11 protein-coding genes and 1 pseudogene are annotated in these 16693 nt (G+C 68.6%); 8 read left to right on the top strand and 4 right to left on the bottom strand.

What is annotated here, in order from left to right:
- Positions 1–211 precede the first annotated feature (211 nt).
- Entirely contained in the window at positions 212–2293 is a 2082-nt protein-coding gene (locus AB0I04_RS53355) for a PQQ-binding-like beta-propeller repeat protein (protein WP_360904135.1), read from the bottom strand.
- Between the two features lie 10 nt (positions 2294–2303).
- Positions 2304–4472, bottom strand: coding sequence for a PQQ-binding-like beta-propeller repeat protein (locus tag AB0I04_RS53350; protein WP_360904132.1), 2169 nt, complete (start codon positions 4470–4472; stop codon positions 2304–2306).
- Positions 4473–5175: 703 nt separating this feature from the next.
- On the opposite strand from AB0I04_RS53350, the pseudogene AB0I04_RS53345 reads away from it, so the two are divergent.
- Together AB0I04_RS53345 and AB0I04_RS53340 are read left to right on the top strand one after the other, a co-directional pair.
- Positions 5176–5307: pseudogene (locus AB0I04_RS53345) on the top strand (IS5/IS1182 family transposase); the annotation flags it as partial.
- Between the two features lie 413 nt (positions 5308–5720).
- On the top strand, positions 5721–6218 hold the full coding sequence (locus AB0I04_RS53340; protein ID WP_360904129.1) for a S26 family signal peptidase: 498 nt from the start codon (positions 5721–5723) through the stop codon (positions 6216–6218).
- Positions 6219–6337: 119 nt separating this feature from the next.
- Here AB0I04_RS53340 and AB0I04_RS53335 read toward each other — a convergent pair whose 3' ends face one another.
- Complete coding sequence (locus AB0I04_RS53335; protein ID WP_360904126.1) at positions 6338–7348, bottom strand: hypothetical protein; 1011 nt, start codon at positions 7346–7348, stop codon at positions 6338–6340.
- A 168-nt stretch (positions 7349–7516) separates the two neighbouring features.
- Here AB0I04_RS53335 and AB0I04_RS53330 point away from each other — a divergent pair, with 168 nt between their 5' ends.
- The 5 genes from AB0I04_RS53330 (at position 7517) to AB0I04_RS53310 (ending at position 12933) form a co-directional block, all read left to right on the top strand.
- Positions 7517–7690: a hypothetical protein gene (locus tag AB0I04_RS53330; RefSeq protein WP_360904123.1), complete on the top strand. Its 174-nt coding sequence runs from the start codon at positions 7517–7519 to the stop codon at positions 7688–7690.
- 24 nt (positions 7691–7714) lie between these two features.
- A complete protein-coding gene (locus AB0I04_RS53325) occupies positions 7715–8260 on the top strand; it encodes a MauE/DoxX family redox-associated membrane protein (protein WP_360904120.1) in 546 nt (181 codons plus the stop codon).
- 18 nt (positions 8261–8278) lie between these two features.
- Positions 8279–8809, top strand: coding sequence for a redoxin family protein (locus tag AB0I04_RS53320; RefSeq protein WP_360904117.1), 531 nt, complete (start codon positions 8279–8281; stop codon positions 8807–8809).
- The gene (locus tag AB0I04_RS53315; RefSeq protein WP_360904114.1) at positions 8806–10695 is read left to right on the top strand and encodes an ABC transporter ATP-binding protein; all 1890 of its coding nucleotides are present in this window, start codon (positions 8806–8808) and stop codon (positions 10693–10695) included. Before AB0I04_RS53320 ends, AB0I04_RS53315 begins: the two co-directional genes overlap by 4 nt.
- Before the next feature lie 447 nt (positions 10696–11142).
- On the top strand, positions 11143–12933 hold the full coding sequence (locus tag AB0I04_RS53310; protein WP_360904111.1) for a hypothetical protein: 1791 nt from the start codon (positions 11143–11145) through the stop codon (positions 12931–12933).
- A 700-nt stretch (positions 12934–13633) separates the two neighbouring features.
- Here AB0I04_RS53310 and AB0I04_RS53305 read toward each other — a convergent pair.
- Positions 13634–15493, bottom strand: a complete 1860-nt coding sequence (locus AB0I04_RS53305) for a hypothetical protein (RefSeq protein WP_360904108.1) — start codon at positions 15491–15493, stop codon at positions 13634–13636.
- 184 nt (positions 15494–15677) lie between these two features.
- Here AB0I04_RS53305 and AB0I04_RS53300 point away from each other — a divergent pair, with 184 nt between their 5' ends.
- Positions 15678–16550, top strand: coding sequence for a hypothetical protein (locus AB0I04_RS53300; RefSeq protein ID WP_360904105.1), 873 nt, complete (start codon positions 15678–15680; stop codon positions 16548–16550).
- Positions 16551–16693 lie beyond the last annotated feature (143 nt).

Here is a 16693-nt window from a genome sequence, read left to right as displayed (position 1 = left end):
GGGTGGGCAGCCGATGAGAGAGCGTCCCGCCGAGCACCTCGACCAACCCTGCCGGATCAGCCGTGACTCAAGTGAACAAGTAGCCGATGAGCGGACCTTCTTGCGAGTGATGGCACAGGTTCTCGGGTGCATCGTCACCGAAACCGGGGTGGCTCACCCGAGACGGGTCCCTGTCTCCATCTCCGGCTGGCATGGCACCCCGCTCCCCGGTTCACGCCGGGAATTGAAAGCCGAGGAGCGCTGCTTCGTTTCCGACGAAGAGCCGGTTTCCATGGGAGACGGCGAAGTTGTTCAGGCCGGTGAGGGACGGGATGGGGAGGCTCCAGACGACCTGGCCCGCTGCCGGATTCACGCCTTCCAACTGCTGGGATCTGACGTAGACGAGGACTCCACCGGCAGCGGTGGCGATCCCGTTGTCCAGGTTCATCCCGTCCGCCTCACCTGACCGTGCCCATTGGGTCACACCCGTTATCGGGTCGAGTGCGGCGAGGCCGTCTCCGCCGACGAAGAGCCTGCCGCCGGTGATGACGAGCGAATAGGCCTTGAGCGGGGAGTTCCATCTGGTGGTACCGGCCCGGGCGTCCAGAGCGGTCAGGCCGGCGTTGGGGCGGCCTGCGACGTAGAGGAGGTTCCCGGCAGCCAACAGCGTCCCTCCGAACCCACCCCCCACCAGCCCCCATCGGGTGGTTCCGGTGGCCACGTCGAAGGCCTGGAGGACACCATTGGAGTCTCCCAAATAGAACAGGTTCGCCTCGGAGGACACCGCGGCGCTGGCCAGCGTGGCGCCGGACCGGACGTTATAGAGCAGGCGCTGCCAGACCGGTCGTCGCATGACCGTGTCGAAGCCCATCGCCCGGCCCGTGATATCGACACAGATGAGCGTCCGTCCGACGACGAACTGGGGAATCAGCCCATCGTCTCGCCAGGACCACCGCGCCTTCCCTGTCCTTGCGTCCGCGGCGTACAGGAATCCGTTTCCGACGCCGTACACGGACGATCCGTCCGTCACGGCGGTGGCGTTTCCCCAGACGGGCAACTGAGCCGCGAAAGGGGAGGTCCACTGTGTCTTACCGGTGCGGACATCAGCCGCCCATGTCGCACTCCCGGCGGCCGGGCCGGCGCAGATCAGCGACTCCCCGGCGAGAACCGGAGTGCGGAGGGCGCCGCTGCCGGAAGCCGTCCAGGCGAGTTGCGGCCGGGCGAACTCCCGGCCGCTCCCGGCCACTCCCGGCTGCTTGCCGATTCCGGCCGCACCTGGCTGTTTGCCTGTCCCGGCCCGGCCTCTGCCGGCGGACCACAGCACCGCGCCGCCGGTCGCGGCAGCGATCCCGGCTACGGCGCTGCCGCCGATCAGCAGCCGACGGCGGCTCAGCGGTACGCGGCGGTATGCCGGCAGGGCGCGGGTGATGGCGAGGGTACGGACGAGGGTCGCCTCCCGGCCGGCGATGTCCCGCGCTATCGGAGCCGGCAACCAGGCCCGTGTGCCCGTCACCGCCGTCGACCGGAGCGGGGCGATGAGGTCGCGGGCCGCGGGCCGACCGGTCGCCGCCTTGGCCAGGCAGGCTGCAATGATCCTCGCCAGGTCTCTGGGTATCCCGGCCAGGTCCGCGGACTCATGGGCGGCGCGGTACATCAGCACGTGGGCGGGACCCGTGCCGAAGGGGGGACGGCCCGTGGCCGCGAAGGCCAGCACCGCCCCCAGGGCGAACACGTCGGCCGCCGGACCGACGAGTCCGCCCTCCGCCTGCTCCGGTGCCTGGTAGCCCGCAGTGCCGATCACCAGGCCGGCCACGCTGAGCGCCGTGTCGTCGAGCACCCGGGCGATACCGAAGTCGATGACGCGCGGCCCATCGGAGGCCAGGAGGATATTGGCCGGTTTGAGGTCCCGGTGGATCTGGCCGAGAGCATGAATCGCGGCCATCGCCTCGGCCAGTGCGGCGCCGAGCATCCGCACCGGCTCCTCTCGGAGCGGACCGTATGCTTCGATGGCCTGCTGCAACGACGGTCCGGCGATGTAGGCGGTGGCCATCCAGGGAGTGGCGGCTTCGGGGTCGGCGTCCAGAACCGGTGCGGTGTAGGCCCCGCTCACCCGGCGGGCGGCCGCGACCTCGCGCCGGAACCGCACGCGGAACCCCGGTTCGCCGGCCAGATCAGGCCTGATGACCTTGACTGCGACCGGTCGTCCGCCCGGCGACCGGCCCAGATAGACCCGTCCCATGCCGCCGGCGCCGATCCGGGCGGCCAGCGTGTACGGCCCCATCGAGGCAGGGTCTGCGGGATCCAGCGGCAGCATCGAGAAGTCCCTATCCGATGAAGCCGGTGATGCCTGCTCCGGCACCGGCCAGCAGGCAGGCAACGTTGTCTGCGACGTCGAAACTCAAAGACGTCGCGGGTACGGCCGGCAGGGTGTAGGTCCAAGGGGTCGACCCGTCGGCCGGGTGGAAGGCTCGCAGGCCGGATGAATGCGACGTCGCGAAGAACGCCGCCACCAGTTTGTCAGAGGCGGCGATCATCCGGGTCGCATCCCCTGTCGCGGCCTTCCCTGTGCCCTGCGCCGTCCAGAGAACATTGCCGGAATCGGGGTCGATGGCCTGGACCTTGTAGTCTCCGCTGATCAGGTAGATCCCGGTCGAGTTCACGGCGGCCTGGGCAGGGAGGCCGGTGACCGCCTTCCATTTGTGCCGACCGTTGACAGCCGAAAGCCCGACCATCTTGCCTCGGGACGGTGACCCTGGTGCGGGCGTACCGGACAACACGACCACGGTTCCAGCCACGGTGAATACTTCGCCGACCAGCGACTCCCGCCAGCGCACCTTGCCGGACTGAGCATCGAGCGCGACGAGGCTGCCGCCGGTGGCGGTTCCCTCCATCGCGTAGAAGCCGTGCTCATCGGCCACCACGGCGACTTGGCCGTTCCTGGCGCTCGGCCGGGTCCATAGTCTCCGTTTGGTACGCACGTCGTAGGCGGCGAGCATTCTGTTACCCGGGCCCGCCATGGTGAGCGGAAACACGACCACTCTTCCGGACATCGCCATGAGGGATCCCGGCAGCTCAGGACTCTGGGAGATGGGTCCGACGGTCAGCAGGTTCCCGTTCTGCGTATCGACCGCCAGCAACTCCGTCTCCAGGTGCGGACCTCCGGTCACCGAACAGTACGGTCCGCCGCCGCCGTCGACGAAATGGCTCGGACTCGCCGTTACCTCCCACGATCCCACCCTTGTCCTGGGCGGGAGGAACCATCGCCTGGATCCTGACGTGACATCCACCCCATACACCCCGGCGCCGTGAGCATCGACGACGAGCGTGTCGCCGAACGCCCACATGTCCGGATGAGTGCCGAGTCCGGGTGCCTCGAACGTCCAGGACGGCAGCGGCTCGGCCGGAGCAGCCGAACCCCTCACCGGCGGACTGACTTCTCGGCTCTGGCCGGTCCCGCGACCACTGCTGGTCGCAGGGCGATGGCCAGTCCCACCGTCGGTGGCCCATGCCGCCGCACCAGCGATGCCGGCGAGACCGCCGACCACTCCGGCGGCCAACCCGAGAACGCGGCGGCGGCTCGGTGGCCGGTCCGCCACAGGCAGTGCCGCTGGCGGCGGCACCGGATCGTCCGGGTAGCCGCGCGGCTGGACATCTGGTGGCGGTGTGGCGGCCAGCGCGGCGGCCTCACGGACACGCCGCTGGAGTTCGACCTGGAGGGCGAGGGGTGGCCATGTTCTGGCAGCGCCGAGCGTGTCCACGAGCCGGCCGGGAGTCGGCCGCTGTGCGGGATCCTTGTCCAGGCATGCCGTGACCAGCGGCAGCAGCCCGGCCGGGACTCCTTCCAGCCGCGGTGGGCTGTTCACAACGCGGTAGAGCACTCCAGCGGGCGAGCCGGATCCGAATGGCCCCTGGCCGGTCAGCGCGAAGACCAAGGTTGCGCCGAGCGCGAACACGTCACCCGCCGCGCCGACGTCCCGCGTCGAAGCGACCTGCTCCGGTGCCATGTAACCGACCGAGCCCATGACGACACCGGTACCGGTCAGCACGGTACCGTCCATGGCCCGGCTGATGCCGAAGTCGATGACCCGCGGGCCGTCCTCGGCCAGCAGCACATTGCCCGGCTTCAGATCCCGGTGGACCAGGCCGGCCCGGTGAATCGCCACCAGCGCCTCAGCCAGCCCCGACGCCAGCGTCCTTGCAGCCCACTCATCCAGCCGCCCATGCGCCGCGACGGCCTCCTGCAGCGATGGACCGGGGACATAGGTGGTGGCCAGCCACGGATTCGGCGCTTCCGGGTCAGCGTCGACCACCGAGGTCGTGAACGCTCCGCTTACCGCCTGGCACGCCCGGACCTCACGGCGAAACCGAGCCCGGAATCCCTGGTCCTCAGCGAGCTCAGGCCGTACGACCTTCACCGCCGTCAGCCGGCCACCCGGCGACGACGCGAGATACACCCGGCCCATCCCACCAGCCCCCAGCTGGCCCAAAAGCACGTAGGAACCGATCCGATCGGGATCATCCTCGCCCAGCGGCTGCAATCCATGCCCCCTCCGACCCGGCGATGCTGATTCCGCAGAACATTCAACATCAACACCTCAGGCCATAACCGAACAATCGTGACAAACTACTCCGCAACCCCCACGAATCGCATCAGACCGGCGACCGCTGCCAGGCCACCTGCTGAGGCGGCAGGTCACGGCACCCCGACCAGCGACTGCCATCACGCCTACTGGTGCGCCCTCGCCACGGCCCACGATGGATCAACTTTGCCCGCCGATGCCACTGCGGCTGTGAGCGCGCTCCTCCCAGCGCACTCATCTCGGCTCAACCAAGGGTCAACCTGGTTTCCGGAGATTCCGGCACTCTCTCATGCCGCGTGTCCTCCACGTCTGGCCACGACCGGCGGCTGGGCGCAGCGTCGTTGTATGACTCGGTTCCAGGAACAGGCGCCGGAGGTGGCCGACGTCGCGTCTGCCGCGCCTGAAGGGTGTCAAAACCCTGCCATGGCCGTTGACGTGCGGCGTCGCAGCTGAGCGTGCCGCTTGGTCAGCCTGCTCTCTCGTATTCGTTGATCAAGCCTCCGAGGACCTGGCGGCGCTGGATGCGGCCGATCGGCAGGCGGATCACGTCTGCGCCGTCGACGGGAGGTCGAAGGTCCAAAGAGCGGTGAGTTCTGCGCCGGTTGTAGTGGTTCAGGTCATTCCGATCAAGGAGGATCAGAAGGCCAACCGGCTCAACCGCGGCTCCTCCGGCGGCCGCCCGCCCAACTTCGACGCCGAACGCTACAAAGAACGCAACACCGTCGAGCACTGCGTCAACAAGCTGCGGCGGTCGGGTACGGCTTGCGCTCACTCACCCCGCAATCCCGGCACACTTAAACCCACCTGACAGGCGTAACACTACAGATTCGCCCAATTACACTACGATATTATGAGCGTCAACTCACGAACCGTCAGAGCGGAGTTAGGCGCTGGTCCTAATATGTGGACCAGATGGGCGGTCGCTGCGATCGTTGATTTCGAGATCGCGCGGCCCCCATCGAAGGAGTCTCTCGTGGTTCGGTTCATCAACAGGGCGAGTGACGCCCTGCTCTCCAAACTGGTTCCCAACGCCGTGGCCGTGGCCGACGGTCCCTGCCAGACTGAGTATGGTGGCGGGTGCTGGGTCCGGCAATGCTGCGACTACGGTCCGGGTACGTACTGCTACCCCTGGTACAACCCCTGCGGATAGCGCGCAGCTCGATGCCGTACGTCGGGTTCGGGTTGGCCGTGGCGACCGTCGCCGCTGTTCTCGTGATGGCGCGGACACGGCTGGCGGTCGTCCGGATATGGGGTGTCAGTATGACGCCGACGCTCCAGCCGGGCGACCGGGTGCTGCTGATCCGGAGGAACGGGAGCCGGGTTCGCACCGGGCAGATAGTCGTCTTCCAAGGCATCATGCGGGACACCTGGAGCCGCGACGGACTACCGAGCCCGGCCCGGGAACTGTGGACCGTCAAAAGAGTCGCCGCCGTCGCCGGCGAACCGGTCCCGGCCGCGATGGCCGAGTCCCCAGGAGCTGTCGTCCCACCCGGTCAGCTGGTGGTGCTGGGAGATGGCTTGCTGAGCCGGGATTCGCGCGACTGGGGTTATCTGCCGGCAGACCGTGTGCTCGGCATCGTGGTGCGGAAACTCAAACCAGGCGACGAGACCGTTCCGGCTGGTGGTGGAGCGCCGTTCACGATCTCCCGCAACGTGTAACGGCCTCCTGGACACTCACCGGCTGATACCGCGACTTCCACGTCGGCAGCACTGGACTGGTGCGAACCCAGTGTCGCCCACCGCAGGTCAAGGCCAGGTTCCGATCATGGACCCTGGCCTTATTTGCCGCGAAAGCCCCTCGACGCCGGGTTGGCCGCCAGCAGGCTCTCGCCCAGGAGGGTCAGCTCATGGCGGACGAAATGGCCCTCCCTGCGGGTCGAGATCAGGCCCGCCCGGCGGAGCGTCGCGGCGTGGGCTGAGGCGGTCGGGGCGCTAACCGAGAGCCGGAGAGCGAGGTCGCTGGTAGAGCCTCCGGTCGCCAGGGCCCGTAGTGCCCTGGCCCGGCCGGCGCCGATCAGAGCCGTCAGCGAGTCGGAGACGGCGGAGCCGGTGTCGGGCGGCTGAACCCGTGCCGAGTAGATGAGGATCGGCTGACTGCGGTCCAGGACGGGATGGACGCTGTCGCGGCCGAACGCACACGGCATCAGCACGAACCCGCGCCCGCGTGTGTCACCCCGGATCGGGTCGGTGGGTGGGGCGAACAGCAGCGCCTGGTCCTGCCAGGTCACCGACGGGTGCAGCGTGGCGAACACCCCTCCGGGACCGGCCGTCATCATCGTTTGGGTCCGGAACGCGAGATCGTCGCGCAGTTGCCGGCGGAGATCAGGCCAGTCACCGGCCAGGCATGCCGTGAAGAGCGCCTGCGCCGAGTCGACCACCAGGCGCAGCGGCCGCGAGCCTCCCTCGCGCAGGTCCTGGACGAGCCGCGGAACCCGTACCTGACGCGGATCGCGGTCGAAACGTTCGAGGTCTGCGGTGATCCGCTCCTGGCTGGTGTCCCGTAGCCGCTCCAACTCCTCCTCGATGGCCGGTTCCACCACCGCCAGCGCCTCGGCCGGGGCCGGCAGCAGGAACGGAGGGGTCCATGACGGATCGGCGTTAATCAGTTCGAGAAGCAGTTCGGCCCTCGCGGGAATGTTACGGCGGACCGAACGCCACCAGCGTTCCCGCAACTGTGAGCGGTGACTGCAAGGACCGTTGTGGAGGCCGTGCACGAGGTGCCCCAGCGGAGACGTCGCGAAGCGTGTACGGGCCAGATCCTCGGCGCCATAATGGAGAACCTGCACCACTCAGCCACCCCCGTGCCACCGCTGGCGATCATCACCGATGATCACATGGGCCTCCGCGCCTGACAAGAGTGCGATGACCAGGGTGTTTAGGTGCAACCCCTAATAGCTGGCCTCGATGGATACCCGATGCGATCGTGATGAGCACCGGCCGAGTCCTTGGAGGTCAACGTGTTCCGTGTCGTCAGCGGGCTGGGCGACCGTCTCCTCGACAGACTGCTGCCCACCGCAGACGCCGCCGCCACGTACTGGACCGGCTGGTGCTGCAAATACAGGTTCTGCCGGACCTGCCCCTACCACGACCCCATCGGCCAGACCAACTGCGGCAGGTTCGACTACTGCTGACCGATTCAACGAGCAGGGGTCATCATGCAGTATGTGGCACTGACCTGCCGGTGCGCCCTCCTGGTCGTCTTCCTGGCGGCGGTGGTGGGCAAGCTGCACAGCAGGGCCGCGTTCAACCGGTTCCGAGCTTCCGTCACCGCCCTCACCAACTCCCACCGCAGGGTGTCGGCGGCACTGAGCGGCGCGACGGTCCTGGTCGAGGCGGGTGTCGTCGTACTGCTGGTGATCCCACGTACGGTGTCGGCCGGACTCATTCTGGCCGGCCTCGCGCTGCTGGGCTTCTGCGCGGCCATCGCCTCGGCGATGCGTTCCAGAGCGGCGCCACCCTGCAGGTGTTTCGGTGCCGCCGGTGCCCCACTGGGCGGGCGGCATCTTGTCCGCAATGCCGGGCTACTCGTCCTGGTGACGGCAGGGTTGACGGCCGGAGTCGGCGCGGCGCACCAGACCCTGCACCCGGCAGGGGCCGCGCTCGGACTTGCGGCAGCGGCGGTACTCGCCCTCGCGGTCCTCTTCTTCGACGATCTCGTTGACCTTCTCACCGAGCCTCGCCTCCCGGCTGGCTCACGGTGACCACCTTGGGAGACCTTCATGCCTGTCCTGGTCGTAGCCGTTGTCTTCGTCGGAATCCTCTGCGGCATCGACCTGCTGCTAACGCTGGCCGTGATCCGCCGGCTGCGTGAGCACACGCTCCGGCTGGCGGACATGCCACCGACGAGGCCGGATCTGGTACGCCCCGGTACGCCGCTCGGTGACTTCAAGGTGACCGCCGAGGACGGCTCGACCGTCTCCCGCGAGGCCTTCACCAGCCCGACCGTGGTCGGAGTGTTCTCTACCGACTGCTCTTCCTGTCATGAACGGCTACCTGAGTTCACCGCCTTCGTGGAGACGGCGCGACCCCAACAGGTGCTGGCACTCGTCACCGGGCAAGCCTCGGACGCGGCAGAGTTCACCGCCGCGATGGGAGCGGCCGTGACCGTCGTGGTCGAGCCGCTGGGCGGTCCTTTCGGCAGGGCCCTACAGGTCTCGCAGTTCCCGAGCTTCTACCTGATCGGTGACGACGCGGTCATCGTGGCCGCGGAGAGCACTCCCGGCCGGCTCCCGGTAACCGAGCGCGCATGAGGCGGTCTCTGTTCAGACGGGTATCGGCCGTCGCCGAGCTCGCCTGGCGGGCACATCCGAAGGCTACGGCTGGATCGGCGGCGGCTGCTCTCCTCACGGGTCTGGTACCGCTGGCCGCCACCTGGTCCACCAAGCTGGTCCTGGACGGCCTCGGGCACCGAGCCGGTCCCGCCGCTCTCCTGCCCGCCGCCCTCGCGCTCGCGCTGACCGGCCTGTTCGGCGCCGTCCTCCCACCGACCGTGCAGTACGCCCAGGAACAGCTCCAGCGGGCCGTCCGGCTGCTGGTCCAGGACAGGCTCTTCCGTGCGGTGAACGCCCATCCCGGGCTCAGCCGGTTCGAGAACCCGGTCTTCCACGATCGCGTACGGGTGGCCCAGCAGGCCGGGCAGGAAGCCCCGCAGCGGCTGGTCCGGGCCTCGCTGTCGGTGGTTCAGCAGGTCATCACACTGGCCGGGTTCGTCGCGATGCTCGCCGTGCTCTCCCCGCTGATGGTCGTCCTCGTCCTGCTGGCCGCGGTGCCATCGGTCCGGGTACAGCTCGACCTGAGCAGGCGCCGGGCCGACATGATGTGGAACGTCAGCGCCGCCACCAGGTGGCAGATCTTCTTCGCGGGCCTGCTCACCAGTCCGAACGCGGCCAAGGAAATCAGGCTGTTCGGCCTGGGCGACCACCTGCGGGCCAGGATGCTGCGTGAACAGCGGTCGGTGGACGCGGCCGGGCAGGCGCTGGCCCGCCGTACGCTGCGAAGTCAGGGACTCCTCTCGCTGCTGGGCGCGGTCGTCTCCGCGGGCGGCCTGGTCTGGGCCGTGACGAGCGCCGCGTCTGGACGGCTCAGCATCGGGGATGTGTCGGTGTTCATCGCCGGGTTGATCGGCGTTCAGGGGTCGCTGGGCACGATCGTCGGGCAGGCCGCGGATGTGCACAACAGCCTGCTGATGTTCGGGCATTATCACGATGTCGCGGCCGATACCCCTGACCTCCCGACTAGCTCGGCACCGCATGCCATGCCGGCCCTGCGCGAGGGCATCGAGCTGCGCGACGTGTGGTTCAGGTACGACGAGAGCCAGCCCTGGGTACTGCGGGGCGTGGACCTGATCATCCCGCAAGGACGTTGCGTCGCTCTCGTAGGCCTCAACGGGGCAGGCAAGAGCACGCTGGTGAAGCTGCTGTGCCGGTTGTACGACCCAGGACGCGGATCGATCCACTGGGATGGCGTCGATCTGCGCGACCTGCGGCCTGCCGAACTGCGCGACCGGATCGGGGCCGTGTTCCAGGACTACATGTCGTACGACCTGACCGCCGCCGAGAACATCGGGCTCGGCGACCTGGCAGCCACCACCGACGAGGAACGCCCCGCCGGGCGGGAGCTCATCGAGGCCGCCGCACGGCAGGCGGGTATCCACGAGAAGTTGGCCGGCCTGCCCCTCGGCTACGACACCCTGCTGAGCCGAATCTTCTTCGACCGCCCTGGCGACGGCGACGACCCACAGCCGGGACTCGTACTCTCCGGCGGCCAGTGGCAGCGGCTCGCGCTCGCCCGGGCCTTGATGCGCGCCAACCGGGACCTGCTCATCCTTGACGAACCGAGCTCGGGTCTGGACGCACAGGCCGAGTACGCCGTGCACCAGAGTCTGCGACAGCTCCGGCAGGGCCGTACCAGCCTGCTGATCTCACACCGGCTGGGTGCCGTACGAGACGCGGACGAGATCGTCGTCATCGCGGACGGCCAGATCGCCGAACGGGGTTCGCATGCCGAGTTGATCGGCCTGGACGGCGCGTACGCCCGGCTATTCGCCCTGCAGGCCCAGGGTTACGAGGCCGAGCCGCTCGCCGCCGAGGCGAGCTGGCAGACGACCGCCCCCAGCACCCGGCCGAAGCGGACATAACCCCAGACTCTGGAGTCCTCGCTGACCGGGCCGTCCCCGAGCACGACCAGCCGCCCCCCTCCGGAACGACATCCCGGACGAGGCGCCCACCTGCTCGGCCACCTGCGCCGGGGCGGGTTCGCCGGGTACCGCGTAGCCTGCGGCACGCGCACGCCGGTCAAGTTCTTCGAGACGAGCAGCCTTCGAGCGTTGCACGCCTCTTACGGACAGCTCATGTCGCTGTCACTGCCATTCTCGCGACGCTTGGCAGCCGGCGGTAGACATCCGCAGGGCGAGGAAGGACCGGGCGCATGGGTCATGGCATCGAGGGCGACCGACGACGCGCTGTACGACGGCTCCAGCGCGGGGGTGTCTTCGCCTGGACGGGAACCCGGAGCGACTGTACTCGCATCAGCGGCCCGGGCCGTCGCGATCATCGGCGGTCTGTGATGGATAGGGTCGCTGCTCATGAGGCCTCCCGAGGAACTGTCGTCCGTCGACTGGTCGGCGCTGACCCATGCCTACGGCGGCGCCGACGACGTCCCTGACCTGGTTCGTGCGCTCTATACGGAGGACGAGGAGCAGATCGAGGAGGCCCTTTACGAGCTGTACGGCAACGTTCACCACCAGGGCACGGTCTTCCCGGCGACGGTTGAGGCAGTTCCGTTCCTCGCCCACGCCGCGCTGCACGCCGTGCTCAAACGCGACGAACTGCTGATGCTGCTCGTCACGATGGCCGACCAGACGAGGCCCGCGGACCCCGTGACCGAGGCCGTCCGGGCGGCGGTCGGCGCGATGGCGCCGGGGTTGCTGTCCTGCCTGGAGGACGCGGACCCGGCCGTACGCCGGGCGGCCCTCCGGGTGGCCGCCGTGGCGACCGATCCCAAGGCCGTCGCGGAGCGGCTGAACGGGGTGTACGTCGCCGACCCGGACGCCGACGTACGCGCTGACGCGCTGACCGCACTGGCCCGGGTCGACCCGAACGAGGCACGAGAGGCTGCCGCGCTCGGCGACGGCGTCCCCGCGATCCGGCTGGCCGCCGCGCTGCTGCGCCTCGAACGGTCGGCGCCGCCCTACCCCGCCGAGCTGATCGACGTAGTCGCCGCCGACGGCACGGAACCGAGCGGGGAGGTCTTTCCCGGGCTGGGCAGCCAGAAACACCGGCTGACCACGCTGCTCACCGCCGACGTGGACGCCGGACTCGCCGTCGCCGCCCGCTGGGTGGCCGCCGGTGACCCCGGCGGGCAGGGTTCCTGGCTGGCCGAGCACCTGGCCGAAGCCTGGCGCGACCACGAAGAACAGGTCGTGGCAGTCCTCGCCGACGCGCTGCCGCACCAGCGGGACGCCAGCACGCTCGGGCTCCGCCTGGAATTCATCGCCCGCTGGATCAGCGGCGTGCCTGAGGTGGACGCCGGGCTACGGGAGGTCCTCCTCGGGCACGCGTCCTCGGCGGAACCTCGAGTGGCGCAGGCGGCCCAGCTCGCTCTGGCCTGGTGCCGAGACGAACGGGTCCTGACCGGTCCGTTCGAGCCGTCCGCGCAGGCACTGGCCGTGGCCCCCGGCGACGCGCTCCCACACGTCCGGAAGGCACTCCTGGCCGCCGACAACAGCGGCGCGATCGCGTTGGTCTGCGCGCTCGATTCCCGGACCGCCGGACAACTGCTGCCCGAGCTCACAGATCTCCTCCGCGCCAGGCGGGCGGCCATCCCGGTGGCCCGCGTCCTGGGCATGCTCGACGAGGTGGACCGCGAGGTCCTGCGGCTGCTGGCCGAGGCGATGAAGAGCGACAACGAGATGCTGCGCGTGACCGCCGCCGCCTCTCACGCGCTGCTGACCGGCGAGATGGAACCCGCGATCCAGGTGCTCGAACCGCTGCTGACGACAGGCCGGCAGGTCGCCTGGTATCTCCCCGAGGCCGGCCGCCTGGGCACCGCGGGCGCTCCCCTCGTCCCGAAGATCGAGGAACTCCTCGGCTCACGCGACCCCTGGCCCCGGATGGCCGCCGCGGAGGCGCACTGGCGCATCACCGGCGACCCCACATGCGCGGTGCCGGTCCTGACCGAACTCGCCGAGGCCTCCCCGGTCGGACTGCGCGCCCTGGAGACCCTGGCCGCGATCGGCACGACACCGACGGAACTCCGACCGAGGCTTCGGCACTTTGCCTGGTCGCCGACGCGCCTAATGAAGGTCGGCTGGCCGTCGGACATCCCGCACCCGGACGAAAAGCTCCGTGCCACAGCCCTACGCCTGCTCGGCTAGCACAACTCCCAGACCGAACAAACCCTGTGAGTGCCGAATATCGTGTCACAAGCCTCGATCTAGGCGTTTCGCCGTGCTCAGCGGCCCGGCTCCGGCCGGATCGCAGGATGGCTCTGCGGCTGCTGTACTTGATCGTCTTACGAATATTCGGCTGGATCGCCATGCTCGCCCGATCACAGACATCCAAAGATGCAGAGATCCTGGCACTGCGACATCAACTCCCGGTGCTCCGCCGCCAGGTCGCCATCATGGGCGGACCGGGGCGATCCTCTCCGCGCTCGCACGGCTACTCCCCCAGCGCCGTCGGCACCACCTGTTCGTCACACCACGAACGCTCCCGCGCTGGCACACCAACCTGGTGAAACCACGCTGGACCTCGTGCGGTGCCAAAACGGTGAATCCGTTGCTGAGCTGGGCGTTCGCAGGGCGCAGGCAGCTCTGGGGTACTCGCCGATCAGCCTGGCGACGGTCTGCCGACGGTGGATCCAAACGCTCTCGCCGACAGTGGCCGTCGACTCTCTAGCGGTGGAAGCGGCGAGCGACGCAGGCAACGCCGACGTTCACATCCTGCGGTCCCACCGAGCCGCCAGCCGGTTCCTCCGTCGCCACGGCCGTGGTGGAAGGCCGCCTAATCCGTCGAGGGCAGGATTCGGGTGTGGGACGGGTCTGAAGGGGACCATGTGATAGCGGAAAGAGCTGGTCACTTCGGGGGGAGTGCTTTGGGTGGGCACCAGGAGCATGTAGGCGGCTCGCCGTAGGTGGCGGCCGCTGTGGGGAGTTGGCCGTGGGCGACGGTGAGGATCGCGATCATTTTGTGGGTGGGCGTGTGGTTCTGGCCGACCGTGATGGGGGCGCTGGCGGCGCCGCCGATGTGGATGCCGGTCAGGGCTGTGGCCAGGGTGGAGCGGGTGGGGGTGGTTGCGAGGTTCTCGACAGCGGTGAGGACGGTGAGGGTGGCGTCGTAGCCGAGGGCTGCGTGGCCGTCCAGGGAGCGGCCGGTGGAGTCGCATTCGAAGGGGAACAGGGTGTCCAGGGTGGAGTAGAAGGTGTCGGTCATCGCCTGTGGGCAGGTGCCGGGTGCGATGGCGAAAGAGGTGTAGTGGAAGGGGATGGAGGGATACATGTGGCGTAGTCGGGGGTCGGCCACATAACGGGTGACGTCGTCGTCGGCCATGATCCGGGGTGGGCTTGAGCCGCAGGCGGAGTAGATGCCGTGCAGGAAGTCTCCGAAGTCCTCGGCTCGTCCGGCGTGGTAGGTGAGTCCGCGATAGCCACAGGCTGACTTGCCCGCTTGGTATGCGGTGGGGGTGGAGGGTGTGATGCTCTGGGCGAGCATGGGGCGGAACTGGGCTTGGTCGATGGTGAGGCCCTTGGCATGGAAGCTGGCGGTGAGGTCGGCGTCGAGGTTGCTGCTGTAGACGTCGGCTGGGTCGGCGGAGTAGTAGATCTTCATGGTGGACAGGCCGTGGAGCGCTGATGTGGCGTAGTCGGCAGCCGCGGATGCGGAGCTTTTGTTCTGTGGGGCGATCTGGAAGTACAGGGGTGAGGAGCCGGGGAGCTGATCGGCCGTTAAGGCCGCTGCGACCATGGGGATTCCGGCGGCGCCCAGCGCGCGGATGGTGTTGATGGTGTTCTGCCGGCTCTGGTCCAGCCCGATTACGCCGGTGACGGCGGGAAGATGGGCGAGCATCCGCGTGACCTCGACGCCGTGCGCCATCCCGGCCGCGCCGTTGGCGATCAGGACGTTGAGCAGCGGAGCGCCGGGCGTCGTTCGTTGCAGGTAGAGCTTCTGGGCGGCCGCTATGCCTTCCACGGTCTCTCGCTCGGCGACCAGTGTCGTCGGGTAGGCCTCACGGGAGGTCAGGGCCGCGACGTAGGCGAGGGTCACGTATGGGCGTTCGGGTTGGAGCCGGTGGATCGCGGTGCTCGCCTGGTTCTGCTGGGATATCTCGGTGATGACCTGGGAGAGCAGGGGGCTGTTCGGCTGGAAGGAGGTCATGGGAGCCTTCCGTCCGCTGATGCCCCAGCACTCGTGGGTACGCGGGTCCACGCGCAGGTCGGGCCCGTGACAGCCGTGTCCGTCCTGCGCCAAAGCTCCGTCCGCTCCGCTACGGTCAACGGCAACGGAGGGCCAGCCGATCACGAGGGCCAGGACCGCCGACACCGCCACCATCATGATCATGATCCGGCCACGCCTGACACCGTCATTCGCTGGTGGCGGGGTGGGGGGAGTGGGATCGGGGTGTTCGGTGTCGGGGTGAGGCGGGTTCGGGGCCGGATTGCGGGTTAGTCGCTTGCGAGCGGCGACCCAGTCGGCTGGGTCCTGCCCACAGGCGCGGACAAAGGTGGCGACCAGGTCGGTGCGAGGGAGGGTGTTCTTGCTGAGCGCCATGGCCAGAGTGCTGTAAGGGAGCACTTCCCCAGCCATTTTGGCGCGCCGTTCCAGTTGCCGGTAGGACAGCCCGGAATTTTGTTTCAGCTGCCGTAGGAGCTCGACGAAATCCGCCGTGGTCACGGCCTCCAGCGGATCGAGCTCCTCTCCTCCCCGATCAGAGGTCATCACGGTCCTCCCCGCTCCAACCCCCATCCAAGGCCAGCCCCCGTAGCCGCCCGACACAAGGTGTTTAGGGGTGTTCGGGACAGTATGGAACGTATTTGGCTCTTGATACCGCCTGACGGTGAACATTTACCGTTCGTTGCGATGGCGTTGATATCACGCCGATCCCCTCGACGAAGGAGCCATAGTGCCCACCTCATCCCCAACATCCCCTCGCCGCGCGCTGCTCGCGACCGTGGCCGCCTGCCTTGCTTTGGGAGTGCTGTCCGCACCCGCGCATGCGGCACCGACGGCGCCCTCTGAAACCGGAGCCCAGCGGGTCGTCAAGGAACTGGCCGACCAGGGCATCAGCCCCGCTTCTCAGCCCGGCACGTCCAAGACCCCGCTCCGAGCCCAGGCCCAGACGGCCGGCTCGAAGGTGACCATCACGTTGGATGGGGCCCGCAGCCACCAGACCACGGTCGGAGGCGGACTGGCGGTCACTCCTAACGCCTTGGCCCATGTCGACGCGGCCGTACTGACGGGTCCCGGTAACTTCACCGACTTCGCGATCCTCCGCGATGCCAAGGCAGCCAAGAGTCTGTCCTTCGCTGTGGACAGCAAGGGCGGCCGGCTGGTCGCAGACAGCCTTGGCGGCGTTATCGTCGTCGGTAAGGACGGGAAGGCGATCGGCCGGATCAGCGCTCCGTGGGCCATAGACGCTCACGGCAGAGAGCTGCCGACCACCTACACCGTCCAGGGTGACAAGCTGATCCAGCAGGTGGACACCCGCGGTGCCGCCTTCCCCGTTGTCGCCGACCCGCACTACACCTGGGGCTGGATCACCGGAACCATCTACTTCAACCGGAACGAGACCCAGCTCATCGCCTCCAGTTCCGATTGGGCACGGAAGTTCGGCGGGTTCCTCCCCTCCCCCTGGAGCACCATCGTCGTGCTGTACGCCGAGTACCTGCACATCGCTGCACAGCACGCCAACTCCGTCGGCGTCTGTGTGAAGCTGAAGTCCACCGGTACCGCCGGCCTGTACGGCGGCTCCGAGGGCGACGGCTACTGCCACTGACCCACCTCGTCGGGGGGGGGGGGGGGCCGGGGGGCCCCCCCCCCCCCCCCCCCACCCCCCCGAACCGCGCCCCCACCCCCACCCACCCGCCCACCCCGAGGATCACCCCCACAAAGACCCCCACGAGAACGACGACGAGAACG

Origin of the sequence: Actinoallomurus sp. NPDC050550 (assembly GCF_040655075.1) — a bacterium.
In the GTDB taxonomy this organism is placed as follows: domain Bacteria; phylum Actinomycetota; class Actinomycetes; order Streptosporangiales; family Streptosporangiaceae; genus Actinoallomurus.
Note: the sequence above shows the minus strand (reverse complement) of the source record. Positions and strands in the feature narration are given on the sequence as shown.

Excerpts from the sequence above, each read along its gene's own strand:
- AB0I04_RS53320 (WP_360904117.1), top strand. The coding sequence starts at position 8,279 with ATGCCTGTCCTGGTCGTAGCCGTTGTCTTCGTCGGAATCCTCTGCGGC.
- AB0I04_RS53340 (WP_360904129.1), top strand. The coding sequence starts at position 5,721 with ATGCCGTACGTCGGGTTCGGGTTGGCCGTGGCGACCGTCGCCGCTGTT.
- AB0I04_RS53310 (WP_360904111.1), top strand. The coding sequence starts at position 11,143 with ATGAGGCCTCCCGAGGAACTGTCGTCCGTCGACTGGTCGGCGCTGACC.
- AB0I04_RS53355 (WP_360904135.1), bottom strand. The coding sequence starts at position 2,293 with ATGCTGCCGCTGGATCCCGCAGACCCTGCCTCGATGGGGCCGTACACG.
- AB0I04_RS53325 (WP_360904120.1), top strand. The coding sequence starts at position 7,715 with ATGCAGTATGTGGCACTGACCTGCCGGTGCGCCCTCCTGGTCGTCTTC.
- AB0I04_RS53305 (WP_360904108.1), bottom strand. The coding sequence starts at position 15,493 with ATGACCTCTGATCGGGGAGGAGAGGAGCTCGATCCGCTGGAGGCCGTG.
- AB0I04_RS53315 (WP_360904114.1), top strand. The coding sequence starts at position 8,806 with ATGAGGCGGTCTCTGTTCAGACGGGTATCGGCCGTCGCCGAGCTCGCC.